This is a genomic window from Pseudomonas sp. CFBP 8772 (assembly GCF_014841665.1).
GTDB lineage: Bacteria > Pseudomonadota > Gammaproteobacteria > Pseudomonadales > Pseudomonadaceae > Aquipseudomonas > Aquipseudomonas graminis_B.
In genome coordinates this window covers 177,199-198,008 of sequence record NZ_JACYUI010000011.1, presented here as the reverse complement: position 1 = coordinate 198,008, position 20,810 = coordinate 177,199, and the positions used below count along the sequence as shown (strand labels likewise).

General features: G+C 61.7%; 21 protein-coding genes. 11 read left to right on the top strand and 10 right to left on the bottom strand.

The window, feature by feature from the left end; all coding sequences use genetic code 11:
* Positions 1-4 precede the first annotated feature (4 nt).
* From IFT99_RS20880 to ssuE, 4 genes are all read left to right on the top strand, one after another.
* A complete protein-coding gene (locus IFT99_RS20880; RefSeq protein ID WP_065986249.1) occupies positions 5-1,228 on the top strand; it encodes a glycosyltransferase family 4 protein in 1,224 nt (407 codons plus the stop codon).
* Positions 1,229-1,241: 13 nt separating this feature from the next.
* Positions 1,242-2,654, top strand: coding sequence for an undecaprenyl-phosphate glucose phosphotransferase (locus tag IFT99_RS20875; protein WP_192134814.1), 1,413 nt, complete (start codon positions 1,242-1,244; stop codon positions 2,652-2,654).
* 168 nt (positions 2,655-2,822) lie between these two features.
* Positions 2,823-3,905 carry a polysaccharide biosynthesis/export family protein gene (locus IFT99_RS20870; RefSeq protein WP_065986247.1) on the top strand — a complete coding sequence of 361 codons (1,083 nt, stop codon included), beginning with the start codon at positions 2,823-2,825 and terminating at the stop codon, positions 3,903-3,905.
* A gap of 357 nt (positions 3,906-4,262) precedes the next feature.
* Positions 4,263-4,844 carry an NADPH-dependent FMN reductase gene (gene ssuE, locus IFT99_RS20865; RefSeq protein ID WP_192134813.1) on the top strand — a complete coding sequence of 194 codons (582 nt, stop codon included), beginning with the start codon at positions 4,263-4,265 and terminating at the stop codon, positions 4,842-4,844.
* 10 nt (positions 4,845-4,854) lie between these two features.
* Here ssuE and IFT99_RS20860 read toward each other — a convergent pair whose 3' ends face one another.
* The 3 genes from IFT99_RS20860 to IFT99_RS20850 form a co-directional block, all read right to left on the bottom strand.
* Positions 4,855-5,130: a hypothetical protein gene (locus IFT99_RS20860; RefSeq protein ID WP_192134812.1), complete on the bottom strand. Its 276-nt coding sequence runs from the start codon at positions 5,128-5,130 to the stop codon at positions 4,855-4,857.
* Between the two features lie 298 nt (positions 5,131-5,428).
* A complete protein-coding gene (locus tag IFT99_RS20855; protein ID WP_192134811.1) occupies positions 5,429-6,799 on the bottom strand; it encodes a GntT/GntP/DsdX family permease in 1,371 nt (456 codons plus the stop codon).
* A gap of 153 nt (positions 6,800-6,952) precedes the next feature.
* On the bottom strand, positions 6,953-7,876 hold the full coding sequence (locus IFT99_RS20850; protein WP_065986243.1) for a LysR family transcriptional regulator: 924 nt from the start codon (positions 7,874-7,876) through the stop codon (positions 6,953-6,955).
* A 130-nt stretch (positions 7,877-8,006) separates the two neighbouring features.
* Between IFT99_RS20850 and IFT99_RS20845 the strand changes: the two genes are divergently transcribed.
* The 3 genes from IFT99_RS20845 to IFT99_RS20835 all read left to right on the top strand — a co-directional run bounded on the left by IFT99_RS20845 (position 8,007) and on the right by IFT99_RS20835 (position 11,090).
* Positions 8,007-8,708 (top strand): CoA transferase subunit A, encoded by a 702-nt coding sequence (locus IFT99_RS20845; RefSeq protein ID WP_192134810.1) that lies wholly within the window; start codon positions 8,007-8,009, stop codon positions 8,706-8,708.
* Between the two features lie 83 nt (positions 8,709-8,791).
* Positions 8,792-9,448 carry a CoA transferase subunit B gene (locus tag IFT99_RS20840; protein WP_065986242.1) on the top strand — a complete coding sequence of 219 codons (657 nt, stop codon included), beginning with the start codon at positions 8,792-8,794 and terminating at the stop codon, positions 9,446-9,448.
* Positions 9,449-9,671: 223 nt separating this feature from the next.
* Entirely contained in the window at positions 9,672-11,090 is a 1,419-nt protein-coding gene (locus tag IFT99_RS20835; protein WP_192134809.1) for a TIGR00366 family protein, read from the top strand.
* Between the two features lie 217 nt (positions 11,091-11,307).
* Here the strand turns inward: IFT99_RS20835 and IFT99_RS20830 are convergent, their stop codons facing one another.
* Positions 11,308-11,634 (bottom strand): antibiotic biosynthesis monooxygenase family protein, encoded by a 327-nt coding sequence (locus tag IFT99_RS20830; RefSeq protein WP_192134844.1) that lies wholly within the window; start codon positions 11,632-11,634, stop codon positions 11,308-11,310.
* Between the two features lie 4 nt (positions 11,635-11,638).
* A complete protein-coding gene (locus IFT99_RS20825; protein WP_192134808.1) occupies positions 11,639-12,349 on the bottom strand; it encodes a CTP synthase C-terminal region-related (seleno)protein in 711 nt (236 codons plus the stop codon).
* Between the two features lie 89 nt (positions 12,350-12,438).
* Between IFT99_RS20825 and IFT99_RS20820 the strand changes: the two genes are divergently transcribed.
* Entirely contained in the window at positions 12,439-13,317 is an 879-nt protein-coding gene (locus tag IFT99_RS20820) for a LysR family transcriptional regulator (RefSeq protein ID WP_342214637.1), read from the top strand.
* 273 nt (positions 13,318-13,590) lie between these two features.
* Here IFT99_RS20820 and IFT99_RS20815 read toward each other — a convergent pair whose 3' ends face one another.
* From IFT99_RS20815 to IFT99_RS20800, 4 genes are all read right to left on the bottom strand, one after another.
* Positions 13,591-14,496, bottom strand: a complete 906-nt coding sequence (locus IFT99_RS20815) for an AraC family transcriptional regulator (protein WP_192134805.1) — start codon at positions 14,494-14,496, stop codon at positions 13,591-13,593.
* Positions 14,497-14,592: 96 nt separating this feature from the next.
* A complete protein-coding gene (locus tag IFT99_RS20810) occupies positions 14,593-15,282 on the bottom strand; it encodes a fumarylacetoacetate hydrolase family protein (RefSeq protein ID WP_192134803.1) in 690 nt (229 codons plus the stop codon).
* 131 nt (positions 15,283-15,413) lie between these two features.
* Complete coding sequence (locus IFT99_RS20805) at positions 15,414-16,178, bottom strand: SDR family oxidoreductase (RefSeq protein ID WP_192134801.1); 765 nt, start codon at positions 16,176-16,178, stop codon at positions 15,414-15,416.
* 43 nt (positions 16,179-16,221) lie between these two features.
* Positions 16,222-17,154, bottom strand: a complete 933-nt coding sequence (locus IFT99_RS20800) for a 2-hydroxyacid dehydrogenase (protein ID WP_192134799.1) — start codon at positions 17,152-17,154, stop codon at positions 16,222-16,224.
* A gap of 709 nt (positions 17,155-17,863) precedes the next feature.
* Between IFT99_RS20800 and IFT99_RS20795 the strand changes: the two genes are divergently transcribed.
* A complete protein-coding gene (locus tag IFT99_RS20795; protein ID WP_192134797.1) occupies positions 17,864-18,316 on the top strand; it encodes a DUF2442 domain-containing protein in 453 nt (150 codons plus the stop codon).
* Between the two features lie 242 nt (positions 18,317-18,558).
* Positions 18,559-19,698, top strand: a complete 1,140-nt coding sequence (locus IFT99_RS20790; protein ID WP_244657040.1) for a glycerophosphodiester phosphodiesterase — start codon at positions 18,559-18,561, stop codon at positions 19,696-19,698.
* Between the two features lie 65 nt (positions 19,699-19,763).
* Here IFT99_RS20790 and pyrF read toward each other — a convergent pair whose 3' ends face one another.
* Positions 19,764-20,462 (bottom strand): orotidine-5'-phosphate decarboxylase, encoded by a 699-nt coding sequence (gene pyrF, locus IFT99_RS20785; RefSeq protein ID WP_192134842.1) that lies wholly within the window; start codon positions 20,460-20,462, stop codon positions 19,764-19,766.
* Positions 20,463-20,637: 175 nt separating this feature from the next.
* On the opposite strand from pyrF, the gene IFT99_RS20780 reads away from it, so the two are divergent.
* Positions 20,638-20,805, top strand: a complete 168-nt coding sequence (locus IFT99_RS20780; protein WP_065986232.1) for a DUF2897 family protein — start codon at positions 20,638-20,640, stop codon at positions 20,803-20,805.
* The last annotated feature ends 5 nt before the right edge of the window (positions 20,806-20,810 follow it).

Below are 20,810 nucleotides of genomic sequence, written 5' to 3'. Positions count from 1 at the left end.
TCCAATGAAAATTGCAATCGTCCACGACTGGTTGGTGACGTACGCCGGTGCCGAAAGGGTTTTGGCATCGCTGATCAACATCTGGCCCGAGGCGGACCTGTTCTCCGTCATCGATTTCCTCAGCGACCAGGACCGCGCCCAATTGGGCGGCAAGGTCGCGACAACCACGTTCATCCAGCGCCTGCCCAAGGCCAAAACCAAATACCAGCGCTACCTGCCGCTGATGCCGATGGCCATCGAGCAACTGGACCTGTCCGGTTACGACCTGATCATCAGCAGCAGCCACGCCGTGGCCAAAGGCGTGTTGTGCGGCCCGGACCAGTTGCACGTCAGCTACGTGCACTCGCCGATTCGCTACGCCTGGGACCTGCAGCATCAGTACCTCAAAGAGGCGAACCTGAGCACCGGCCTGAAAGGCAAAGTGGCGCGGATGATCCTGCATTACATGCGCATGTGGGATCAGCGCACCGCCGCCGGCGTCGATGACTTCATCGCCAACTCGCACTTCATTGGCGCGCGCATCACCAAGGCCTACCGTCGCGAATCCACGGTGATCTACCCGCCCGTTGACACCCGCGGATTCGCGCTGCAGGAACAGAAGCAGGATTACTACTTCACCGCCTCGCGCATGGTCCCGTACAAGCGCATGCCGATGATCATCGAAGCCTTCGCGGCCATGCCGAACAAGCGGCTGGTGGTGATCGGCGACGGTCCGGAAATGGACAAGGCCAAGGCCGCTGCGGCCAACGCGCCGAACGTTACGCTGCTGGGTTATCAGCCGTTCGCGGTGTTGCAGGAACACATGAGCAACGCCAAGGCGTTCGTGTTTGCCGCCGAAGAGGATTTCGGCATCAGCCCGGTGGAAGCCCAGGCCTGCGGCACGCCGGTCATCGCGTTCGCCAAGGGGGGCGTGGTGGAAACGGTCTGCGGCCTGGATCACCCGCAGCCCACCGGCGTGCTCTACCCGGAGCAGAGCGTGGCGTCGCTGATGGCCGCCATCGAGACTTTCGAGATCAACGGTTCACGCATCACCGCGCAAGCCTGCCGGAGCAACGCCGAGCGCTTCAGCGAAGCCCGCTTCGAGCAGGAAATGCGCCAGTTCGTCGAGGCCCGCCTGACCGCTGCCCGTCAGAGCCGCCAGCCAGCACACACCCGGCCGATCCTGAGCGCGCCGACGCTGGTCAGCAGCGACCTCTCCGCCCGCGTTGTTCCGATCAAATCCGTCTGAGCGAGCACAGAATATGCGCACTCCATTACGGGGCATCCTGCATGCCCATTCATCGTCGCTGTCCGTCGCTCACCGGCTGCTCGATCTGGCGGTCATCGCGGTCGGCGGTTATGGCATCAACCTGCTCGCCGGCACGCCGATGAGCGCCGAAGCCTGGATGCAGATTCTGCTGGCGGCGGTGGCTTTCCACTGGCTGGCTGAATACCACCAGCTGTACGGCTCGTGGCGGGGCGAGCGCATCGTGCGCGAGCTGCTGAAGGTCGCCAATTACTGGGGCCTGGCCTTCGTGCTGCTGCTGTTCGTCGACTACCTGCTGTTACAGCCCGACCATCTGGCCGACAACAGCCAGATGGCCTGGTTTGCCGCCGTGCTGGTAACGCTGTGTGGCTACCGTCTGGCGATCCGCAGCGTGCTGCACAGTTTGCGCGCCCAGGGTTTCAATACCCGGCGTGTGGCGATCGTCGGCACCGGCCATTGCGGCGAGCGCCTGGCGATGTCCATCGAGCGCGCGCCCTGGATGGGCCTGAACTTGCTGGGCTTTTATGACCAGGCGCCGCAGCAGATCGACCTGGCGCGCATTGGCCGGCGCATTCCGGTGCTGGGCGATCTGGATCAACTGATCCAGGACGCCCGCGACGGCAAAATCGACAAGGTCTACATCACCCTCGAACTCGGTGCACAGGAACGTTTGCAGGCACTGATCAAAGGCTTAAGCGACACCACCGCGTCGGTCTACGTGATCCCGGACGTTTTCATGTTCGAGTTGCTGCACGCCCGCAGCGAGAGCATCAACGGCCTGCCCAGCATCAGCATTTTCGACTCGCCCATGGACGGCGCCTGGAGCGTGGTCAAGCGGCTGGAAGACATCGTGCTGTCGAGCATCATCCTGACCATGATCGCCCTGCCGCTGATCCTGATTGCCCTGGCGATCAAGCTCACCTCCCCCGGCCCGGTGCTGTTCCGTCAACGCCGTTACGGGCTGGACGGTCGGCCGATCATGGTCTGGAAATTCCGCAGCATGAGCGTGCAGGAAAACGGCTCGGTGGTGACCCAGGCCACGCGCAACGACAGTCGCATCACGCCGCTGGGCGCGTTCCTGCGGCGCACTTCGCTGGACGAGCTGCCGCAGTTCTTCAATGTGCTGCGCGGCGAGATGTCCATCGTCGGCCCGCGCCCCCACGCCGTGGCGCACAACGAGCAGTACCGCAAACAGGTGTCGGGTTACATGCTGCGGCACAAGGTCAAGCCGGGCATCACCGGCTGGGCACAGATCAACGGCTGGCGCGGCGAAACCGACACGCTGGACAAGATGCAGAAACGCGTTGAATTCGACCTGCAGTACATCGAGCACTGGTCGGTCTGGCTGGACCTGAAAATCATCCTGCTGACGCTCTTCAAAGGCTTCGTCAACAAGAACGCCTTCTAAAAGAAAATCTGCCAATAACCACAAACATGGCCAAGGGCTAGTAAGCTTGGCGGGAGGTGCACGGGTGCATGAACGAATGTGATCCGATGTTCGGTGTAAGTAAGGGATGCAAAGAAATCACTGCGGTGCCAGTACGCACCTATTAGTAGGATGAGAAGGAACATTCATATGAAAGTAACGTTAGCGGTCGTGCTGCTTTCCAGTCTGGTGTTGCAAGGCTGCGCATTCGCCCCCGGTCAGTACATGTCTTACAGCGATGTCACCGAGAAAGACCCCGACGGTCCCCAGGTCACGCTGATCAACATCACCCCTGCCACCCTTGCGCAGCAGCAGAAAACGGCGGACGCAGCGGCCAAACCACTGCCCCCGGAACTGCTGAACTACAAGACGCCTGAATACGTCGTCGGCCCGGGCGACGCCTTGCTGGTGACGGTGTTCGAACACCCTGAACTGACCGCGCCCGGCTCCCAGGAACAACTGGACGCCAACAGCCGCGAAGTGCTGAACGACGGCACCGTGTTCTTCCCGTACGTGGGCCGTATCCAGGCCGCCGGCAAGACCGTTTCGCAGATCCGCGATCAACTGCGCATGGGGCTGGCGCCGCAGTACACCGAAGTGAAAGTCGACGTCAAAGTGCTGCGTTACAACAGTCAGCGCGTCCTGCTCTCGGGTGCCTTCAAATCGGCTGGCCCGCAACCGATTACCAACATTCCGCTGAGCCTGGTTCAGGCCATCAGCCAGGCCGGTCTTGATTCGACCGACGCCAACCTTGCCGGCCTGACCCTGCGTCGCGATGGCAAGGATTACGTGATCGACGTGGACTCGCTGAACCGCAAGGATTCACAGATCAGCAAGATCTTCCTGAAAGACGGCGACTACCTGCACCTCAACAGCAATTCGAAGAACAAGATCTACGTGCTGGGCGAAGTTCAGCGCCCGCAGGTGATCTCCTTCAGCACCACCAGCGTGACCTTGCTGGAAGCGCTTGGCACCTCTGGCGGCCTGAGCCCTGACGCAGCCGATGGCGATGCGGTGTATGTGATTCGTGCACAAGACGCCACCCACGGCGCGACGGTCTATCACCTGGCCGCGAAGAAGCCGACCAGTTACGCGCTGGCGAAAGGCTTCGAGCTGGCCGCCCAGGACGTGGTGTTTGTCGGCCCGGCCAACATCACCCGCTGGAGCCGTTACGTGAGCCAGTTGCTGGGCTCGAACAACATCATCCAGACCGGTGCGATGTTCAGGAATTGATGGGGCAGGCAGCTTCAAGCGGCACGTTTGAAGCTGCAAGCTGACAGCAGAGCAACAGGGAAATCCCCGCAGTGGTCCGACTGCGGGGATTTTTTTTGGGTTTGATTTGATGAGGGCAAGTGTCGCTGGGGAAACAGTGGATCAACAGTCGCGTGCGCCTGGATCAACAGTTTGGGGTGGTTGGCAGGATTGCAGCTGTGTGTGATCGCTGGATTGACGGGGGCGGCGGGCGATGGAGAGCGCTGGCACGCATGCTGCTTGAGTACCGGCGAAGGGTCTTCACGCCCATTACTTCGCGTTGAACGCGGCCTGCTCGGTGCCTCGCACCTCGGGTGACTGACCCCAAGGAAACAACACATGTTGGTAGTTTCGATTTCAGGTAGCCCTTCCACCCGATCGCGCTCGGGCGTGGTGTTGCAGCATGCGGCGCACTGGCTCAAGGACCGTGGCGTCGAAGTCAGCGGTGTGCGCATTCAGGATTTTGCCGCCGAGGATTTGCTCTACGCCCGATTCGACAGCCCCCAGGTGGTGGCTTTCATCGACGCGGTGGCGAAGGCGGACGGTTTGCTGATCGGCACGCCGGTGTACAAGGCGTCGTTTTCGGGGGCGTTGAAGACGCTGCTCGACCTGCTGCCGGAGCGTTCATTGCACGGCAAAGTGGTCTTGCCGATCGCAACGGGGGGGAGCATTGCGCACATGCTGGCGGTGGATTATGCGTTGAAGCCAGTGCTGTCGGCACTGAAATGCCAGGAAGTGCTGCACGGTGTATTCGCCATCGACAGCCAGATCAGCTATGGCGAGAACGCGTTGGGCGGTGAGCTGGATGAACTGCTGACCCAGCGCCTGCATGACGGTCTGGACCACTTTTTACTGGGCCTGCAACACCGGACTCAGGCGCGTCACACGGAAGCGGGCGGGCACTTGAAGCTGGCGTTGTAAGTGTTCCGGCTCAACCCTGACGGGCTTTCGACGCGACGCTGACTTCGGCGTTCACTTCACCACGGTTATCGAACGCGTGGGCCCGTTGCAGCTGTGGCTGTTCGATCAGTCGGGCTTTGCGGGCCTGGAATTCGTCGTAGGACAAGCCACCACGATTGAGGTCTTCGAGGGCCAGCTGGTGGGTTTCTTCAGCGCTGTAGGCACGCAGCTCGGGATGATTGCCAGCGGCACAACCGGCGAGGAGGGAGGCGGAGAGTAACAGGGAGAGGACAAGAAGACGGTTCATTGGGAGCCTCCATTCGGCTCGTTTCCGGAATGAAGCCAAGGCTACGCCCCGGGCCTTTCCAGCAGAAATCAGTCGTCTTGATAGTGGCTATCGGGTTGGGCGGTGACTGGACTTTTTGCGTTCGAAGATCGAGATCAAAAGCTTCCCGGCTGAAGCCGGTCCTACAGACACCGCATACCCACTGTAGGACCGGCTTCAGCCGGGAAGAGGCCCGCATGACCGCCTTCAATTTTTTGGCAAATACCATTCCATAGGGCTGCTCACTCCGAAAAGGCTTCAGCGTTTGCTCTGGACATGGTCAGACCAAAAAGTGCCACAGCAGCGACGTGCCGATCAGACCCACCACCGACACAATGGTCTGTAGCACCGACCAGACCCAGATTGTCTGCTTCAGTTGCAGGCCGAAGTATTCGCGGACCATCCAGAACCCTGCGTCGTTGACGTGGCAGAAGAACACCGAGCCCGCCCCTATCACCAGCGCCACCAGTGACGCTTCCACCGGCGCCAGCCCGGCCATCATCGGCGCGAGAATGCCCGCCGTGGTGGTCGTTGCCACAGTGGCCGAACCGGTCGCCTGACGCAGCGCAACCGCAATCAACCACGCCAGCAGCAGGTACGGCATGTGCGCGCCTTCGGCCACTTTGCTGATGGTCTGGCTGACGCCGGCGTCCAGCAAGGTTTGCTTCAAGCCGCCGCCCGCGCCGATGGTCAACAGCAGCACGGCAATCGGCGCGAGGCTTTTACGCAGCGTGCCGCCCACGTGCTCGCGGGAGATGCCATTGGCCCAGCCCAGACACACCGTCGCCGCCAACACCGCAATGCCCAACGCCACCAGCGGCTCACCGAGAAATTTCAGCGTCAGGGCGGTGTTGCTTTCCGGCGCCATGGCGATTTTCGCCAGGGTGCTGCCGAGCATCAGGATCACTGGCAAGAGAATGATCAGCAACGAGATACCGAAGCTCGGTTGGCGGGAGGCAGTGGGTTTGGCCGAGAACAGCTCGCCCAGCTCTGCCGGCTCCTCTATGTGCATGCGCTTTGACAGCCAGTTGCCGTACAGCGGACCGGCGAGAATCACCGCCGGCACCGCCACGCAAAACCCCAGCAACATGGTCAGGCCCAGATCGGCGTGCAACGCAGCGACGGCGATCAGCGGCCCAGGGTGCGGCGGCATCAGCGCGTGCAGCGTGGTCATGCCGGCCAGCGCCGGAATGGCGATTTTCAGCAGCGGCTGGTTCGACTGGCGCGCCATGACGAAGATGATCGGCACCATCATCACCAGGCCCACTTCAAAGAACAGCGGCAGACCAATGACCATGGCCACCAGCGCCATGACCCACGGCAGCGTCTTGCCCTTGCCCAGCCCCAGCAACGTCGACGCGATGCGATCCGCCGCCCCTGATTCGGCCATCAGCGCCCCAAGCATGGCACCGAGGGCGATGATGATCCCGGCCTCACCGAGAATCCCGCCCGCGCCCTTGCTGAACGCCTTCGCCACTGCCTCCGCTGGCAACCCCGCGCCTATCCCTGCGATGAATGTGCCCACCAGAATCGACAGAAACGGCGGGAGCTTGGTGGCGCTGATCAGCACGATGATGGTGGCAATGGCGATCAGGCAGCAGATGATCAGGCGAGTGTCATGAAACACCCAGGCAGCAGACGACAGATCCAACGCGGAGCCCCTTACCGTTCGGTTTTTATCTCGGGATGTTTTGAAACAATATGTTTCAACCGGCCGAACCATACCGGATGCGGCATTGCGTCGCAGTTAAATTTTTACAGGATCTGGCCGTTTCGCCGCCGGTCTCCAACGTGGAATGCGGTATCACCCAGCGGGAGCGAGCTTGCTCGCGAGGGCGGCATTTGAATCCCGCGCGCATTCGATCAGCACCTCGCGCAACCCCTGGGCCGCTGCAGACAGTTGGTGATCCGCCTGGGTCATCAAACCAATACGACGCTCGATGCGCGGGCCTTCCAGGGCAATGCAGCGGGCGCCGAGTTCTTCCATCTGCGCGATGCACAGCGATGGCACCGCGCTGACCCCCAGGCCATTGGCGACCATGCGCCCCACCGTCGACAGCTGATGGCTTTCGAACGCCACCGACAGCTTGCCGTGCTGGCTCTGCAGGTCCTGCTCCAGCAGGAGGCGCACGGCGGACGGGCGTTGCAGGGTGATGAAGTCGTGACGCAGCAGCTCATCCCAACTCACTTCGCGGCGCGCGGCCAATGGCGAATCCTTCGGCACCACGGCGACAAACCGATCCATGTAGAACGGCGTGAAGATCAGGTTAGTGCCCGCCTCGGGCTCGAAGCCGATGCCCAGTTCCACGCGGCGATGCCCGACCATTTCCACCACCTGCTCGTTGATCACGTCGTGCACCGCCACGTTCACCCGTGGGTAGCGCTCGCGAAACACCTTCAGCGCGATGGGCAGCAGATTGCCCGCGTAGGACGGCATGGCGGCCACCGACACCTTGCCCATTTGCAGGGTGAAACGCTGACGCAGGAGTTCTTCGGTGTTGTCCCAGTCGGCGAGCAACTGCCGGGCCAGCGGCAGCAAGGCCTCGCCCTCCGGGGTCAGGCTGACATGGCGCGTGGTGCGGGTCAGCAACTGCCCGCCCAGGTCTTCCTCCAGCGCCTTGATGGTCAGGCTTAAGGCCGGTTGCGACACATGCAGCCGCTCGCCGGCCTGAGCGAAACTCAGGCACTGCGCCACCGCCAGAAACGCACGAAGCTGTTTCACGTTCATATATTTGGATTACTTATCAATCGATGAATAAATCAAAATTAACAAATCACTGCGTGCGAGAGAAGATGCGGCCAACGCTCTCCGATGCTTAGATTGTCGGACACAACTACAAATAAGGCGGGATCTCACCATGACTGGACTCGACAAACGCGTGGCAACCTACGCTGAAGCCCTCGCCGGGCTGACCGACAACATGACCGTGCTGTCCGGCGGCTTCGGATTGTGCGGCATCCCGGAAAACCTCATCGCAGAAATCAAACGCATGGGCGTGAAACGCCTGACGGTGGTTTCCAACAACTGCGGCGTCGATGGCTTTGGCCTGGGCATCCTCCTGGAAGACCGGCAGATCCGCAAAATGGTCGCGTCCTACGTCGGTGAAAACGCCCTGTTCGAGCGCCAGTTGCTCAGCGGCGAGCTGGAAGTCGAGCTCACCCCCCAAGGCACCCTGGCCGAAAAAATGCGCGCAGGCGGCGCCGGCATTCCCGCGTTCTACACCGCCACCGGCTACGGCACGCCCATCGCGGAAGGCAAGGAAACCCGTCAGTTCAACGGCCGCAACGTGATTCTGGAAGAAGCCATCACCGGCGACTTCGCCATCGTCAAAGGCTGGAAGGCCGACCACTTCGGCAACGTGGTCTACCGTCACACCGCGCAGAACTTCAATCCGGTCGTGGCCACCGCCGGCAAGATCACCGTGGTGGAAGTCGAAGAGATCGTCGAACCCGGCGTGCTGCTGCCCACCGAGATTCACACCCCCGGCATCTATGTCGATCGCGTGATTCTGGGCACGTTCGAGAAGCGCATCGAGCAGCGAACCGTCAGAAAAGCCTGACCCAAGCGCCGTACTCGCACCGATTTCCCCCTTTGTATCTCCGGCTTCCCACAGCCCGGACAGAATAAAAGAGACCCAAGACCATGGCACTCTCCCGCGAACAAATGGCACAGCGCGTTGCGCGCGAACTGCAAGACGGCTTCTACGTGAACCTGGGCATCGGCATTCCGACCCTGGTCGCCAACTACGTCCCGGACGGCATCGACGTGATGCTGCAGTCGGAAAACGGTCTGCTCGGCATGGGCGCCTTTCCGACTGAAGAGACCATCGATGCGGACATGATCAACGCCGGCAAACAGACCGTGACCGCACGCAAGGGCGCATCGATCTTTTCGTCGGCCGAGTCCTTCGCGATGATCCGTGGCGGCCACGTCGACCTGACCGTGCTCGGCGCGTTCGAGGTGGACGTCGAGGGCAACATTGCGTCGTGGATGATCCCCGGCAAGCTGGTCAAGGGCATGGGCGGCGCGATGGACCTGGTGGCTGGCGCCGAGAACATCATCGTCACCATGACCCACGCGTCCAAGGACGGCGAATCCAAGCTGCTGTCACGCTGCAGCCTGCCGTTGACCGGCGCCGGCTGCATAAAGAAAGTGCTGACCGACCTTGCGTACCTTGAGATCGAAAACGGCGCCTTCGTGCTGCGCGAAACCGCCCCGGGCGTGACCGTGGATGAAATCATCGCCAAGACCGCCGGCAAGCTGATCGTGCCGGATGACGTGATTGAAATGACGTTTTGATCGCCCCGCAATGGCGCGGTTCTGCAGGATCCGCGTCATGCCCCACGTTTTCGCCACAGCTTAAGCGTTTGCCACACCCGCACCTTTCGTCAGACCGCCCTGCCCCTTCAGCGATGAAGGGGCTTTGCTGTATCTGAACCGGTGCTTTTTTCGCGTCACCGCCAACACTTGAAACTGCCGTCCAAAAAAAAACCTGAACAATAACTAAAAAGAGGTAACACACGTGGCCGCCGATATCGAAGAAAGCCGCTCCGCCCGCTTTGCCCTGCGTTGCGCCAAATGGGCGGAACGCTGGTTCCCGGACTCGTGGGTGTTCGCCGCCCTGGCCGTGGTCATCGTCACCCTCGCCACGCTGGTCATCGGCGCCAAACCCGCCGACACCGCCAAAGCCTTCGGTGACGGTTTCTGGAGCCTGATCCCGTTCACCATGCAAATGGCCTTCGTGGTCATCGGCGGTTACGTCGTCGCCAGTTCGCCGCCGGCGGTCAAACTGATCGACCGCCTGGCGCGCCTCCCGAAAAACGGCCGCTCGGCCGTGGCCTGGGTCGCGCTGATCAGCATGGTGGCCTCCTTGCTCAACTGGGGGTTGTCGCTGGTGTTCGGCGGCTTGCTGGTGCGGGCCCTCGCCCGTCGTACCGATCTGAAAATGGACTACCGCGCCGCCGGTGCTGCGGCTTATCTGGGTCTGGGCGCGGTGTGGGCCCTGGGCTTGTCGTCGTCCGCCGCGCAGCTGCAAGCCAACCCGGCCAGCCTGCCGCCGTCGATCCTGGCGATCACCGGGGTGATTCCATTCACCCAGACGATCTTTCTCTGGCAGTCCGGGGTAATGCTGCTGGCCCTGGTGGTGGTCTCGATCATCGTCGCCTACGCCACGGCGCCCGGCCCGGCCAACGCCCGCGATGCCAATGAATGCGGCATCGACCCGAGTTTCAGCCTGCCACCGCTGCCGCCGCGCACCCGCCCGGGCGAATGGCTGGAATACAGCCCGCTGCTGATCATTCTGATGGTCGCGCTGGCGTCCGGCTGGTTGTACAACGAGTTCAGCACCAAGCCCGCCATCACCGCGATTTCCGGCCTGAACACCTACAACTTCCTGTTCATCATGGTCGGCGCGCTGCTGCACTGGCGTCCGCGCAGTTTCCTCGATGCCGTCGCCCGCGCCGTGCCGACCACCACCGGCGTGCTGATTCAGTTTCCGTTGTACGGCTCGATCGCCGCGCTGCTGACAACCGTCAAGGGCGGTGACGCGCAAACGGTCGCGCACCACATCTCGACGTTCTTCACCAGCATCGCCTCCCACGACACCTATGCGCTGCTGATGGGTGTGTACTCGGCGATTCTCGGGTTCTTCATCCCGTCCGGCGGCGGCAAGTGGATCATCGAAGCGCCGTACGTGATGCAGGTCGCCAACGACCTCAAATACCACCTCGGCTGGGCGGTGCAGATCTACAACGCTGCCGAAGCCCTGCCGAACCTGATCAACCCGTTCTACATGCTGCCGCTGCTGGGCGTGCTCGGCCTGAAGGCGCGGGATTTGATCGGCTTCTCGTTCGTGCAGTTGCTGGTGCATACGCCGCTGGTGCTGTTTCTGTTGTGGGTGCTGGGTACGACGCTGGCGTACATCCCGCCGGTCATGCCTTGATTAGATAATTAGGACCGGCTCTAGCCGGGAAGACGTCATTCGCCACACCGCAAAATCGAGGGTGCATGTGAAGGCCCCTTCCCGGCTGAAGCCGGTCCTACAAAAGCAGTGTGGGCAGTCAGTGAAATTGGGGTTGACTCACAAAGGGGACTCACAAAGGGGACTGATTTATTTACAGCGCTTCACCGTAAATCAATCTGTCCCCGGCTACGGTACTTCAACTGCCAAAGCTGTACTCCCGCTCCACCCTGGAAACCCGCGTCGTACATTGCCGATACCAGGTCGACCGGCCGCGCTCACGGATTGCTCGATGTTCCGGATGTTCTTTCCAGGCCAGGATCGCGGCTTCATCCGCCCAGTAAGACACGGTGATCCCCAGCCCATCGTCGCCGCGTGCCGACTCCACGCCAAGGAAACCCCGCTGCTGACGAACGAGCTCAAGCATCCGCCGGGCCGCGTCGTCATATTCCTGTGCTTCGAGCTCAGTGCGGATCGAAGTGAAGATCACCGCGTAATACGGCACACCAAACGTGTTGGCCATCATCATGTCAAATCAACTCCGCCGCGCAGGCCAGCACAAAAGCCTTCACCAGCGGCGGGGTGCTGCCCTCCAGCGCGGCGCGTTCCGGTTGAAACAACGTGGCGACGAAAAACGGATGACCATCGAGTTCCACAGCCCGGACCTCGTCGTTTTTGTCGTAACCCGACACTTTCAGCGGGCCGGCAAACACGTCGGCCTCCAGTTCCTTGCGCAAACCATAACGGCAGCGGTAGCGCTCCCGGGTTTCGAGCGAGTTGTACGCAGCAGCAATCCGCGACCCGGCCCGCAGACGAATCGGTGCGAAGGCCTCGACCAGCGAGCAACTCAAGGGCGTGATGATGGCGTTCTCCGATTCCGGCGCGGTTTCGGCGTGCTCGGCATCGGCCCAGCCCAGATAATTGCGCGCGTACTCCAGCAACGCATGCTGAAAGCCGCCGCACGTCCCGAGGAAGGGCACCTGCCGCTCCCGGGCGAAGCGAATAGCCGTCAGCGCGCCGTCCATGTCGAGGTAGGGGCTGGCCGGCACGCACCAGATGCCCGCGAACGCCTGCAGGCTCGCGCCATCCCCGATGTCCGTCGTCGGGACCCACGTTGCCTGGACGTCGAGCCCCGTTTCGTTCGCCACCCTGTCCAGCGCCACGGGTATCGCCTGATGCGCTGGCACGCTCGGGTCGTAGTCTCCCACCAACGCGATTCGGATTTTCTGCCGCTGAGTCATGTGTGCTCCCTGATATCAAAACGCTTTGCATGAGGTCCGGGGGCGACTATAAGCTTGTCGTTCTGCAATCAGAATTGGCGTCCAGGCAAGTGATCAATGCAGCTGCGCACTATCGAATCAATCATGCCGACCTCACCCTCATCCTCGCGCTGGTGCGTGGGCGGACGCTGGCCAAGGCCGCTGAACTGCTGAGGGTCGATGTCTCGACGGTGTTTCGCGCGGTGCGTCGGATGGAAAAGGCGGTGGGCACGGCGCTCTTCGACAAGAGCCGCGCCGGCTATGTGCCGACCAGCGCAGCACTGGCGCTTGCCCAGCAGGCCGAAAGTGCCGAGAACGCGCTGGCCCTCGCGCAATTGAGCCTTGAGCAGGGCCGGCAAGTCGTCAGCGGCACCGTGCGCCTGACCTGTACCGAAGCTGTTCTGCAAAGCCTGTTGCTCCCCGCCCTGAGCCGCTTCATGCCGGACTACCCGGGCCTGCGCCTGGAACTGAACACCTCCAGCACCTTTGCCAACCTGAGCCGCCGCGACGCCGACATCGCGCTGCGTCTGACCAACACACCGCCTGAGCACTTGGTCGGGACTCGCCTGGGCACGGTTGTGTATCGGGTCTGTTCGAGCGAGGCCTACGCGCAACGCTGCGGTGATCGGGCCCTCGACGACATGGCCTGGATCGCCCCCGACGATTTCCTCCCCGATCACCCGACCGTGATGTGGCGGCGGCAGCATCTGCCCGGCGTGAACCTCGCTTATCGCTGCAGCTCCATGGTGGCAGTGGCGCAACTGGTGCGCGCAGGCATGGGTGTGGCAGCGCTGCCGGATTTCATGGTTCGGGACAGCGAGGTTCAGCCCATTACTGAAGCGCTCGCAGGGCATGACACCGGGCTGTGGCTGCTGACCCGGCCGGATTGCCGGGCGCTGCGCTCGGTGTCGGCGCTGTTCAGCGAGCTGACCAAGGCGATTGAGCTGTAGGTTAGACGGCGCCAGATTGATGCCAGCTGTGTCGACGCCTTCCCGGCTAAAGCCGGTCCCACTAAGTAGGCGGTGTTCAGGTGGCCTGGGTTCAGGCAGGAAAGAAGTCAGCACATTGAGATTGAGCGGGCAAGATGCTTTCAGTGGGACCGGCTTTAGCCGGGAAGAGGCCAGTCCCGGCGCCATCACTTTCTCGCTCGAACGGGGACAGATTAATTTACGGTGAAGCGCTGTAAATAAATCAGTCCCCTTTAAAACCGTTCCAAACCCTCTTCAACCACCCCGCCGCTCCCGGCGAAACTGCCCCGGCGGCATGCCGTGGGCTTTGCGAAAACGCCGCGAGAAATAGGCTTCGTCGGTGAACCCGCAGATCTCGGCGATGTGGCTCAAGGGTTTGCTGCTGTTCATCAAATGCGTGCGCGCCAGCCGCATGCGCCGCTCCAGGACCAGTTCGGAAAAGCTGCTGCCGGTTTCCTTGCGCAGCAGGTGGGTCAGGTAATTGGGCGACAAAAAGGCCGCCGCCGCGGCATCGGTGAGGGTCATGGCCGGATCGGCGATGTGCGCGCGAATGTAGTCGATCACCCGGCCCATCGCATCGCGCCGTCCCCGCCGCTCGGCCTTGTTCGCCGACAGCGCCAGCAACTGCGCTTCGTAGCGATTGCACACCGTGCCGATCAACTGCAGCAGACACCCCCGCAGGATCGCGCCTGAACCCAATGGCCTGGCGCGATCCATGTCGCGCATCCGCATCAACAGCGCGGTTACCTCAGCGAAGTCAGCGTCGTCGAGTGTGAAATCCACATGCTCCTGAAACCGGAACGGCGCCAGCTCGGGTGCCTCGGCCACAGGCACATCTTCAAGGTCCATCGGATCGCACTGCAGATGCTGCAGGAGAAATTCCTGAGAGAAATTGATCAGCACAAAATTGCCGTCTTCGGGGTGCGGAATCACGTGCAGTCGATGGGGCAGGATGAACGCCAGGGTGTTGGGCGGAAATGGCCTGACCGCGCCACCGATGTACTGCACGGTGTCGCCGCCGAGGTTGATCTGGATCTGGAAATATTCATGGCGATGGGGCGCTGTCAGCGCGGGTCGGGCGGACTTGTCACGGATGTAGAAATCCATGCGGTCGCTGCGCTGCTGCATGCCATAGGTCTGGATGCGGGACGGATGGGCCATCGCTGAAACACCTGAAATCGCTGGTTCGGACTGCCCCATGGTAGGGCAACGGCAGCAGCCGGACCAATCGATTATCAGGCGGGCATCCACATCGGATCAGCCAATTGTCACACTGAGTTCGGCAATGCCTTCGATCCCGGCGGTGAGCACATCGCCACGCTGCAACGCACCTACACCGGCCGGCGTGCCGGTGTAGATCAGGTCGCCCGCCTTGATCCCCACCGACTGCGACAGGTGCGCAATCACGTCCCGCACAGCCCAGATCTGGTCAGACAGATCGCCGCGCTGACGGCGCTCGCCATTGATGTCGAGCCAGATCGCCCCGGCTTCCGGGTGGCCGATCTCGCTGACCGGACGCAACGGTGTGGCAGGCGCAGAGGCGTCGAAGGCTTTGGCCCACTCCCACGGCCGGCCCATTTTCTTGGCCTGCGCCTGCAAGTCGCGGCGCGTCAGGTCCAGACCGACGCCGTAGCCCCAGACGTGGCCCAAGGCATCCTGCGGGTCGATGTTCACGCCGTCCTTGCCGATCGCCACGACCAGCTCGATCTCGTGATGCAGGTCCTCGGTGAGCGGCGGGTAAGCAATCCGGCCTTCGGCGGGCACCACGGCATCGGCGGGCTTCATGAAGAAGAACGGCGGCTCGCGGTCGGGGTCGTGGCCCATTTCCCGGGCGTGGTCGGAATAATTGCGGCCGACGCAGAAAACCCGACGAATCGGAAAGCGGCCGGACGTCCCGGCGACGGCCAGGGACGGTGTGGCAACGGGGGCGATAACGAACTCGGTCATGGCAGTGTCCTCGATTGAAGGTGGCGCGGCATGGGTTGAGTGTGGCGATTGATCCTTCAGCCGGGTTGGACGGATCCCGCCAGCTTTTGGACAAAACAACGCAACTCAACGGAACGAGCCGCCCCGGTCAATCAGCCACGTCCCACAAACGGCATGCTGCTGGCCATGACAGTCATGTTCAGCACGTTGGCCGACAGTGGCAGCCCGGCCATGTAGCTCACTGCTTCGGCCACGTGCTGCACATTCATGGTCGGCTCGACTTGCAGCTCACCGTCGGGCTGCAACACGCCTTTGGTCATGCGGTCGGTCATTTCAGTCAGGGCGTTGCCGATGTCGATCTGACCGCAGGCGATATTGAATTGCCGGCCGTCCAGCGCGGTGCTTTTGGTCAGGCCCAGCACGGCGTGTTTGCTGGACGTATAAGGCGAGCTGAAGAGACGTGGCGTGTGCGCGGAAATCGAGCCATTGTTGATGATCCGGCCGCCTTGGGGCACTTGGCGCCGCATCAGCCCGAACGCTGCACGCACGCACAAAAACATCCCGGTGACGTTGGTGTCGATGACGTTCTTCCACTGCTCGACCGACAGCTCATCCATCGGTACAGCAGGTGCGCCGATGCCGGCGTTATTGAACGAAACGTCCAGCCGGCCGAAAGTGCGTTCAATGGTGGCGAACAGCGCCTCGACACTGGCCGGATCGCGCACGTCCGTCGGCACCGCCAGCGCCTGCTGACCGGCAGCCTCGGCCTGTTCAACCAGCGCCTGCAACGGTTCAGACCGACGACCGGCCAGCACGACAGCAAAACCGTCGGCCAGTAATTGCAGCGCCACAGCACGGCCAATGCCGCTCCCGGCGCCCGTCACCAAAGCAACTTTCAAACCTGAAGATGAAGACATGCGCGACTACTCTTGTTATTGGAGAGGGTTATGGGGCCGATCGTCAGCTGTGAACAGGGGTCAGCACTGGCTTGCCTGCGTAAAACGCCAGCAGGTTGTCGGCGACCCTTTGCACCGTGTCGCGCGATGCCTCCGGCGACAACCCTGCCAGATGCGGGGTGAGGACCACGTTGTTCAAAGCTTTCAGGGCGTCGGGAACCTGCGGTTCATCGTCGAACACGTCCAGCGCCGCCCCAGCCAGGCGGCCCTGCTTGAGCGCGTCGATCAGCGCATCGGTGTCGACAACACTGGCCCGGGCGATGTTGACGATGAAGCCGTCAGCGCCCAACGCTTCGATGGCGGCCTTGTCGATCAGGTGCCGCGTCGACCCGCCGCCCGGCGTTGCCACCACCAGAAAGTCAGACGCTTCCGCCAGCGCCAGCGGCGTCGCGCAATAGTTGAAATCCACGCCCGCCCGGGGCGAACGGCTGTGATAGTTGATGACCATGTCAAACCCCAGCGCGCGTTTGGCGATGGCCATCCCGACCGAGCCAAGGCCGAGAATGCCCAGGCGTTTGCCGGCGAACGAGGGCCGTGTGACCTTGCGCCATTCGTTGCGGCGCACCGACGCGTCGGCCTGGGGAATGTCGCGGACCGCCGCCAGCAGCAAGGCCATCGCGTGGTCCGCCACCGTCGGGGCATTTACCCCTGCCCCGTTGGTCACCACGATGCCTCGCGCTTCGGCGGCTTCGAGGTCGACGCGCTCGTAGCCCGCCCCGATCACACAGATGATGCCGAGGTTTGGCAGCGCGGCCATTTCCTCGGCGGTGAACCCCAACGGGCCACGGGTCAACACGGCGTCAATCTCCTCGCCCCCGTTCGCCACCGCCTCGGCGCGCATCGCCGGCGTCGGCGCCAGAATCAGGCGAAAGCCGCTGCTTTCCAGAATCGGCAAATACATGTTCACGCTCTCAACCAGCACCAACACTGTTTTCATCATCCCTCCGCTGCGCGAAATTCGTGGAGCTGACAGTAGCGCGAGTAAGAGCGGTTGGGCAGAGTCCCAAGCCTAAAAAACGGTAGGCCAGAACGATGCACCACCTTCTGCAACCTCCCGGTCAACTTTTGTGGCTGTTGAGTTCTGGTTCATCGCACGGATCCACGTTCAACTCTGTTGGCCGCAGATGGACCGTTGATCACGTTGAGCGACTGTGCGCCATCAGGATCTTCGCAAAACAGGTCGTCGGTGCGTAAACTTAAAACCTAACGGATGGGTTAAAGATGAGGGTGTGCAGTCATAAAGGTTTCGTGATCGCGGTTTTTACAAGAGATGAACACTGTCCGCCTCATGTTCACGTTGGCACTAACAGGTGGGACGCGCGGTTTTTATTCAGTTTCTGGCATAACAGCGTGAAGCTTTGGGACGTCACTCCCTCAAAAAACGAGCCATGCGTCCGTGTACTGGAAGAGTTACGTCGCGTTATCAAGCGCCGGGATAATCTGCGCAAGGCAAGGGACTGCTGGTGGCGTAGCCGCAGCACACTTTGCCTGGAGAATATGGGATGGAGCTCACGGTCCGAAGAAGTCGTCTCTAACCACCTTGATCAGCCTCAGATATCAAAGATCGTCAAAAGCACCTATGACCCTTACACCTATAAAACGCAGCTGTACCTCGCAGGGTACGTCGATCCACTGGAGATTGAGTTATGAAGACGATCAAAGCGCGGGAACATGATGATCAGCCCGTTACCCAGCGGGTCCTTAATCAGGCCATCGATCAGGGCCGCAAACACACTGCGCAGAGCATTCAGCCGACAACATTACGTTTTCTGAGTGAGCTGAATGCTTTGGCCATCGGTTTTTCTGACCAGACAGCCCTCCTCCTCCCTGTCGCCAATTACCGCGAGCTGCGCGAGCTCTCAGTCGACGAGCTCGGGCAGATCGAGTTGGGCTTCGGCGGCAAGGCTATCTGCCTTGCGCATCGCGATTTGCACCTGTCGATCTCGGGCATGATTTCGGCCAGCGAGTCGCTTATGGGCGTTGCCGGTAGCCTGATCGCGGCGCGGAACGGGCGGCGCGTCAGTGCGGCAAAAGCTACCGCTTCGAAGGCTAACGGGGCAAAAGGCGGGCGACCGCGCAAGAAAGTCGCCGAGACGTAGTCGACCGTTAGCGCCCGTCGGCACCTCAATGTCATAAAAAACCCGGAAACTGGTGGCGCTCAATCGCCACTCAAACCGACAGCAACCCCCCGCATAACGACAACCCAGGTTGCCCGTCATGCCCGTTGCTGTTTAAGGTCTGCCCCCTGCGACACCCGATTTCGTCACGACAAAACGATGTGCCACGCGGTGCGGCAACGGCTGCGCCATGAACGGACATGCAGAAAAGGAACGTCAGAACTATGTTGAAAGGATTATCCAGAACGTTGAGCGGCGCCGCGATTGCCGGCGTGTTGTTGTCATCTGCCGTGGCCCTGGCCGCCGCTGACACCGGCAACGCACCGGGTCGGGCGCTGGCGGCGAAGATCGGTGTGCCGTGGCCGGCGGTGATCGCCCATCGCGGTGCTTCGTTCAATGCGCCCGAAGAAACAGTGCCTTCGTACACGCTGGCCCGCGAACTGGGCGCGGACTACCTGGAGATGGACATTCAGCGCACCAAGGATGGCGTACTCATCGCCCTGCATGACAACACGCTGGAACGCACCACCAACATCGCCGAGGTCTACCCGCAACGGGCCAAGGACCCGCTGAACACCTTCACGCTGGAAGAAATCAAGCGCCTTGACGCCGGCTCCTGGTTCAACAAGGCCTACCCCGATCGCGCCCGCGCCACCTACGCCGGGCTGAAGATTCTGACGCTGGACGAAGTCATCGACATCGCCGAAGGCGGCAAGAACAAGCCCGGTCTGTACATCGAAACCAAGGTGCCGGCACAGTTTCCGGGCATCGAAGAAGATTTGAAGAAGAAACTCGATCAGCGCGGTTGGCTGAGCCAGCGCCCTGCCGCCGAGAAAGGCTACGTCAACGTCGCCCACATGCCGGGCCGCGTGGTCCTGCAGACCTTCGAAAAACCAAGCCTGGAATTGCTGCAAAAGAGTATGCCCGACACGCCGAAAGTCCTGCTGCTGTGGCTGGGTGACGGCTCGATCGAAACGGCTTCGGGCAAGACATTCAAGGATTCGGGCGCAAAGGACAAGGCCAGCTTCTACGCCAGCCAGCAGGTGAAATCGAAAGAGGAGTTCGCCGCCTGGATGGACTGGGCCAAAGCCCACGGCGCCGTAGGGACCGGGCCGTCGGCAGCGCTGAAGAACGGCGGGGACCAGAGCTACAGTGACCTGGTGCAGCCTTGGATGAACAAGATGGCCCACGATCGCGGAATGATCGTTCACCCGTACACCGTGGATGACGCGGTGGACTTCAAAGCGATCAGCGAACAAGGGGTGGACGGGTTCTTCACCAACCGGGCTGCGGAATTGCTGAAGTTCTACGGCCGGCCGTCGAAGGAGAGCATGGAGTCGATCCTGAAACGCAGCGGTTTCTAACGTCGAAACCAGTGATCAGGATGTGGGAGCGCCACCCTGGTCACTCCCACAAATGCCCGACGGTTTTAAGCCAGCTCTGCCACCACCGCAGCCAATGCTTTCGCCGGATCGGCCGCCTGGCTGATCGGGCGGCCGATAACCAGATAATCAGACCCCGCATCCAGTGCCTGACGCGGCGTCAGGATGCGGCGCTGATCATCCAGCGCACTGCCAGCCGGACGAATGCCCGGGGTCACCAGTTGCAGTGACGGATGCGCGGCTTTCAACGCCTGGGCCTCCAGTGCGGAACACACCAGACCGTCCATCCCGGCTTTTTCAGCCAGCGCCGCCAACCGAAGCACTTGCTCCTGGGGCTCGATGTCCAGACCGATCCCGGCCAGATCCTCGCGTTCCATGCTGGTCAGCACGGTAACGCCGATCAACAGCGGCTTGGGGCCGGTGCGCTGATCCAGCACGTCACGGCAGGCCGCCATCATGCGCAGGCCGCCTGAGCAGTGCACGTTGACCATCCATACGCCCATCTCAGCAGCGGCCTTGACTGCCATCGCCGTGGTATTGGGAATGTCATGGAATTTGAGGTCCAGAAACACGTCGAAGCCCTTGCCGTTAAGGGTTTCGACGATGTCCGATGCACAGCTGGTGAACAGCTCCTTGCCCACTTTGACCCGGCACAGCTTGGGGTCCAGCTGATCAGCCAGATTCAACGCGGCTTCGCGGGTCGGGAAATCCAGGGCGACGATGATGGGGGTCTGGCAGGCGGACATGAGCGGGTTCTCTGGCAAGTCGAAATCGGCGCGCATTGTAGCCGAACATCCCGCAGGACGGGACCCGGCAATCAGTAAATGCCTGCCCGACACGCGCCAGGCGTCGGGCATCTTCTACAATTGAACCACTGGGCAGCGTCGCTGCTCCAACCTCTATCACAAGAAGGAGAGCGTTATGCCCTGGTATGCCTGGTTAATTCTGGTCGTTGCAATCGGCTCGATCGTCGGCGGTCTGCTGATGCTCAAGGACTCAGCGAAGAAACTGCCCCTGACTGATGAACAGCTCAAGCGTGTCCACGAGCGCAATGCCGAGATGGACGCAAAAGAAGCGCGGGACCGCTGAGTCAG

Excerpts from the sequence above, each read along its gene's own strand:
- IFT99_RS20880 (WP_065986249.1), top strand. The coding sequence starts at position 5 with ATGAAAATTGCAATCGTCCACGACTGGTTGGTGACGTACGCCGGTGCC.
- IFT99_RS20875 (WP_192134814.1), top strand. The coding sequence starts at position 1,242 with ATGCGCACTCCATTACGGGGCATCCTGCATGCCCATTCATCGTCGCTG.
- IFT99_RS20870 (WP_065986247.1), top strand. The coding sequence starts at position 2,823 with ATGAAAGTAACGTTAGCGGTCGTGCTGCTTTCCAGTCTGGTGTTGCAA.
- ssuE (WP_192134813.1), top strand. The coding sequence starts at position 4,263 with ATGTTGGTAGTTTCGATTTCAGGTAGCCCTTCCACCCGATCGCGCTCG.
- IFT99_RS20860 (WP_192134812.1), bottom strand. The coding sequence starts at position 5,130 with ATGAACCGTCTTCTTGTCCTCTCCCTGTTACTCTCCGCCTCCCTCCTC.
- IFT99_RS20850 (WP_065986243.1), bottom strand. The coding sequence starts at position 7,876 with ATGAACGTGAAACAGCTTCGTGCGTTTCTGGCGGTGGCGCAGTGCCTG.
- IFT99_RS20845 (WP_192134810.1), top strand. The coding sequence starts at position 8,007 with ATGACTGGACTCGACAAACGCGTGGCAACCTACGCTGAAGCCCTCGCC.
- IFT99_RS20840 (WP_065986242.1), top strand. The coding sequence starts at position 8,792 with ATGGCACTCTCCCGCGAACAAATGGCACAGCGCGTTGCGCGCGAACTG.
- IFT99_RS20830 (WP_192134844.1), bottom strand. The coding sequence starts at position 11,634 with ATGATGGCCAACACGTTTGGTGTGCCGTATTACGCGGTGATCTTCACT.
- IFT99_RS20825 (WP_192134808.1), bottom strand. The coding sequence starts at position 12,349 with ATGACTCAGCGGCAGAAAATCCGAATCGCGTTGGTGGGAGACTACGAC.
- IFT99_RS20815 (WP_192134805.1), bottom strand. The coding sequence starts at position 14,496 with ATGGCCCATCCGTCCCGCATCCAGACCTATGGCATGCAGCAGCGCAGC.
- IFT99_RS20810 (WP_192134803.1), bottom strand. The coding sequence starts at position 15,282 with ATGACCGAGTTCGTTATCGCCCCCGTTGCCACACCGTCCCTGGCCGTC.
- IFT99_RS20805 (WP_192134801.1), bottom strand. The coding sequence starts at position 16,178 with ATGTCTTCATCTTCAGGTTTGAAAGTTGCTTTGGTGACGGGCGCCGGG.
- IFT99_RS20800 (WP_192134799.1), bottom strand. The coding sequence starts at position 17,154 with ATGAAAACAGTGTTGGTGCTGGTTGAGAGCGTGAACATGTATTTGCCG.
- IFT99_RS20795 (WP_192134797.1), top strand. The coding sequence starts at position 17,864 with ATGAAGACGATCAAAGCGCGGGAACATGATGATCAGCCCGTTACCCAG.
- IFT99_RS20790 (WP_244657040.1), top strand. The coding sequence starts at position 18,559 with ATGTTGAAAGGATTATCCAGAACGTTGAGCGGCGCCGCGATTGCCGGC.
- pyrF (WP_192134842.1), bottom strand. The coding sequence starts at position 20,462 with ATGTCCGCCTGCCAGACCCCCATCATCGTCGCCCTGGATTTCCCGACC.
- IFT99_RS20780 (WP_065986232.1), top strand. The coding sequence starts at position 20,638 with ATGCCCTGGTATGCCTGGTTAATTCTGGTCGTTGCAATCGGCTCGATC.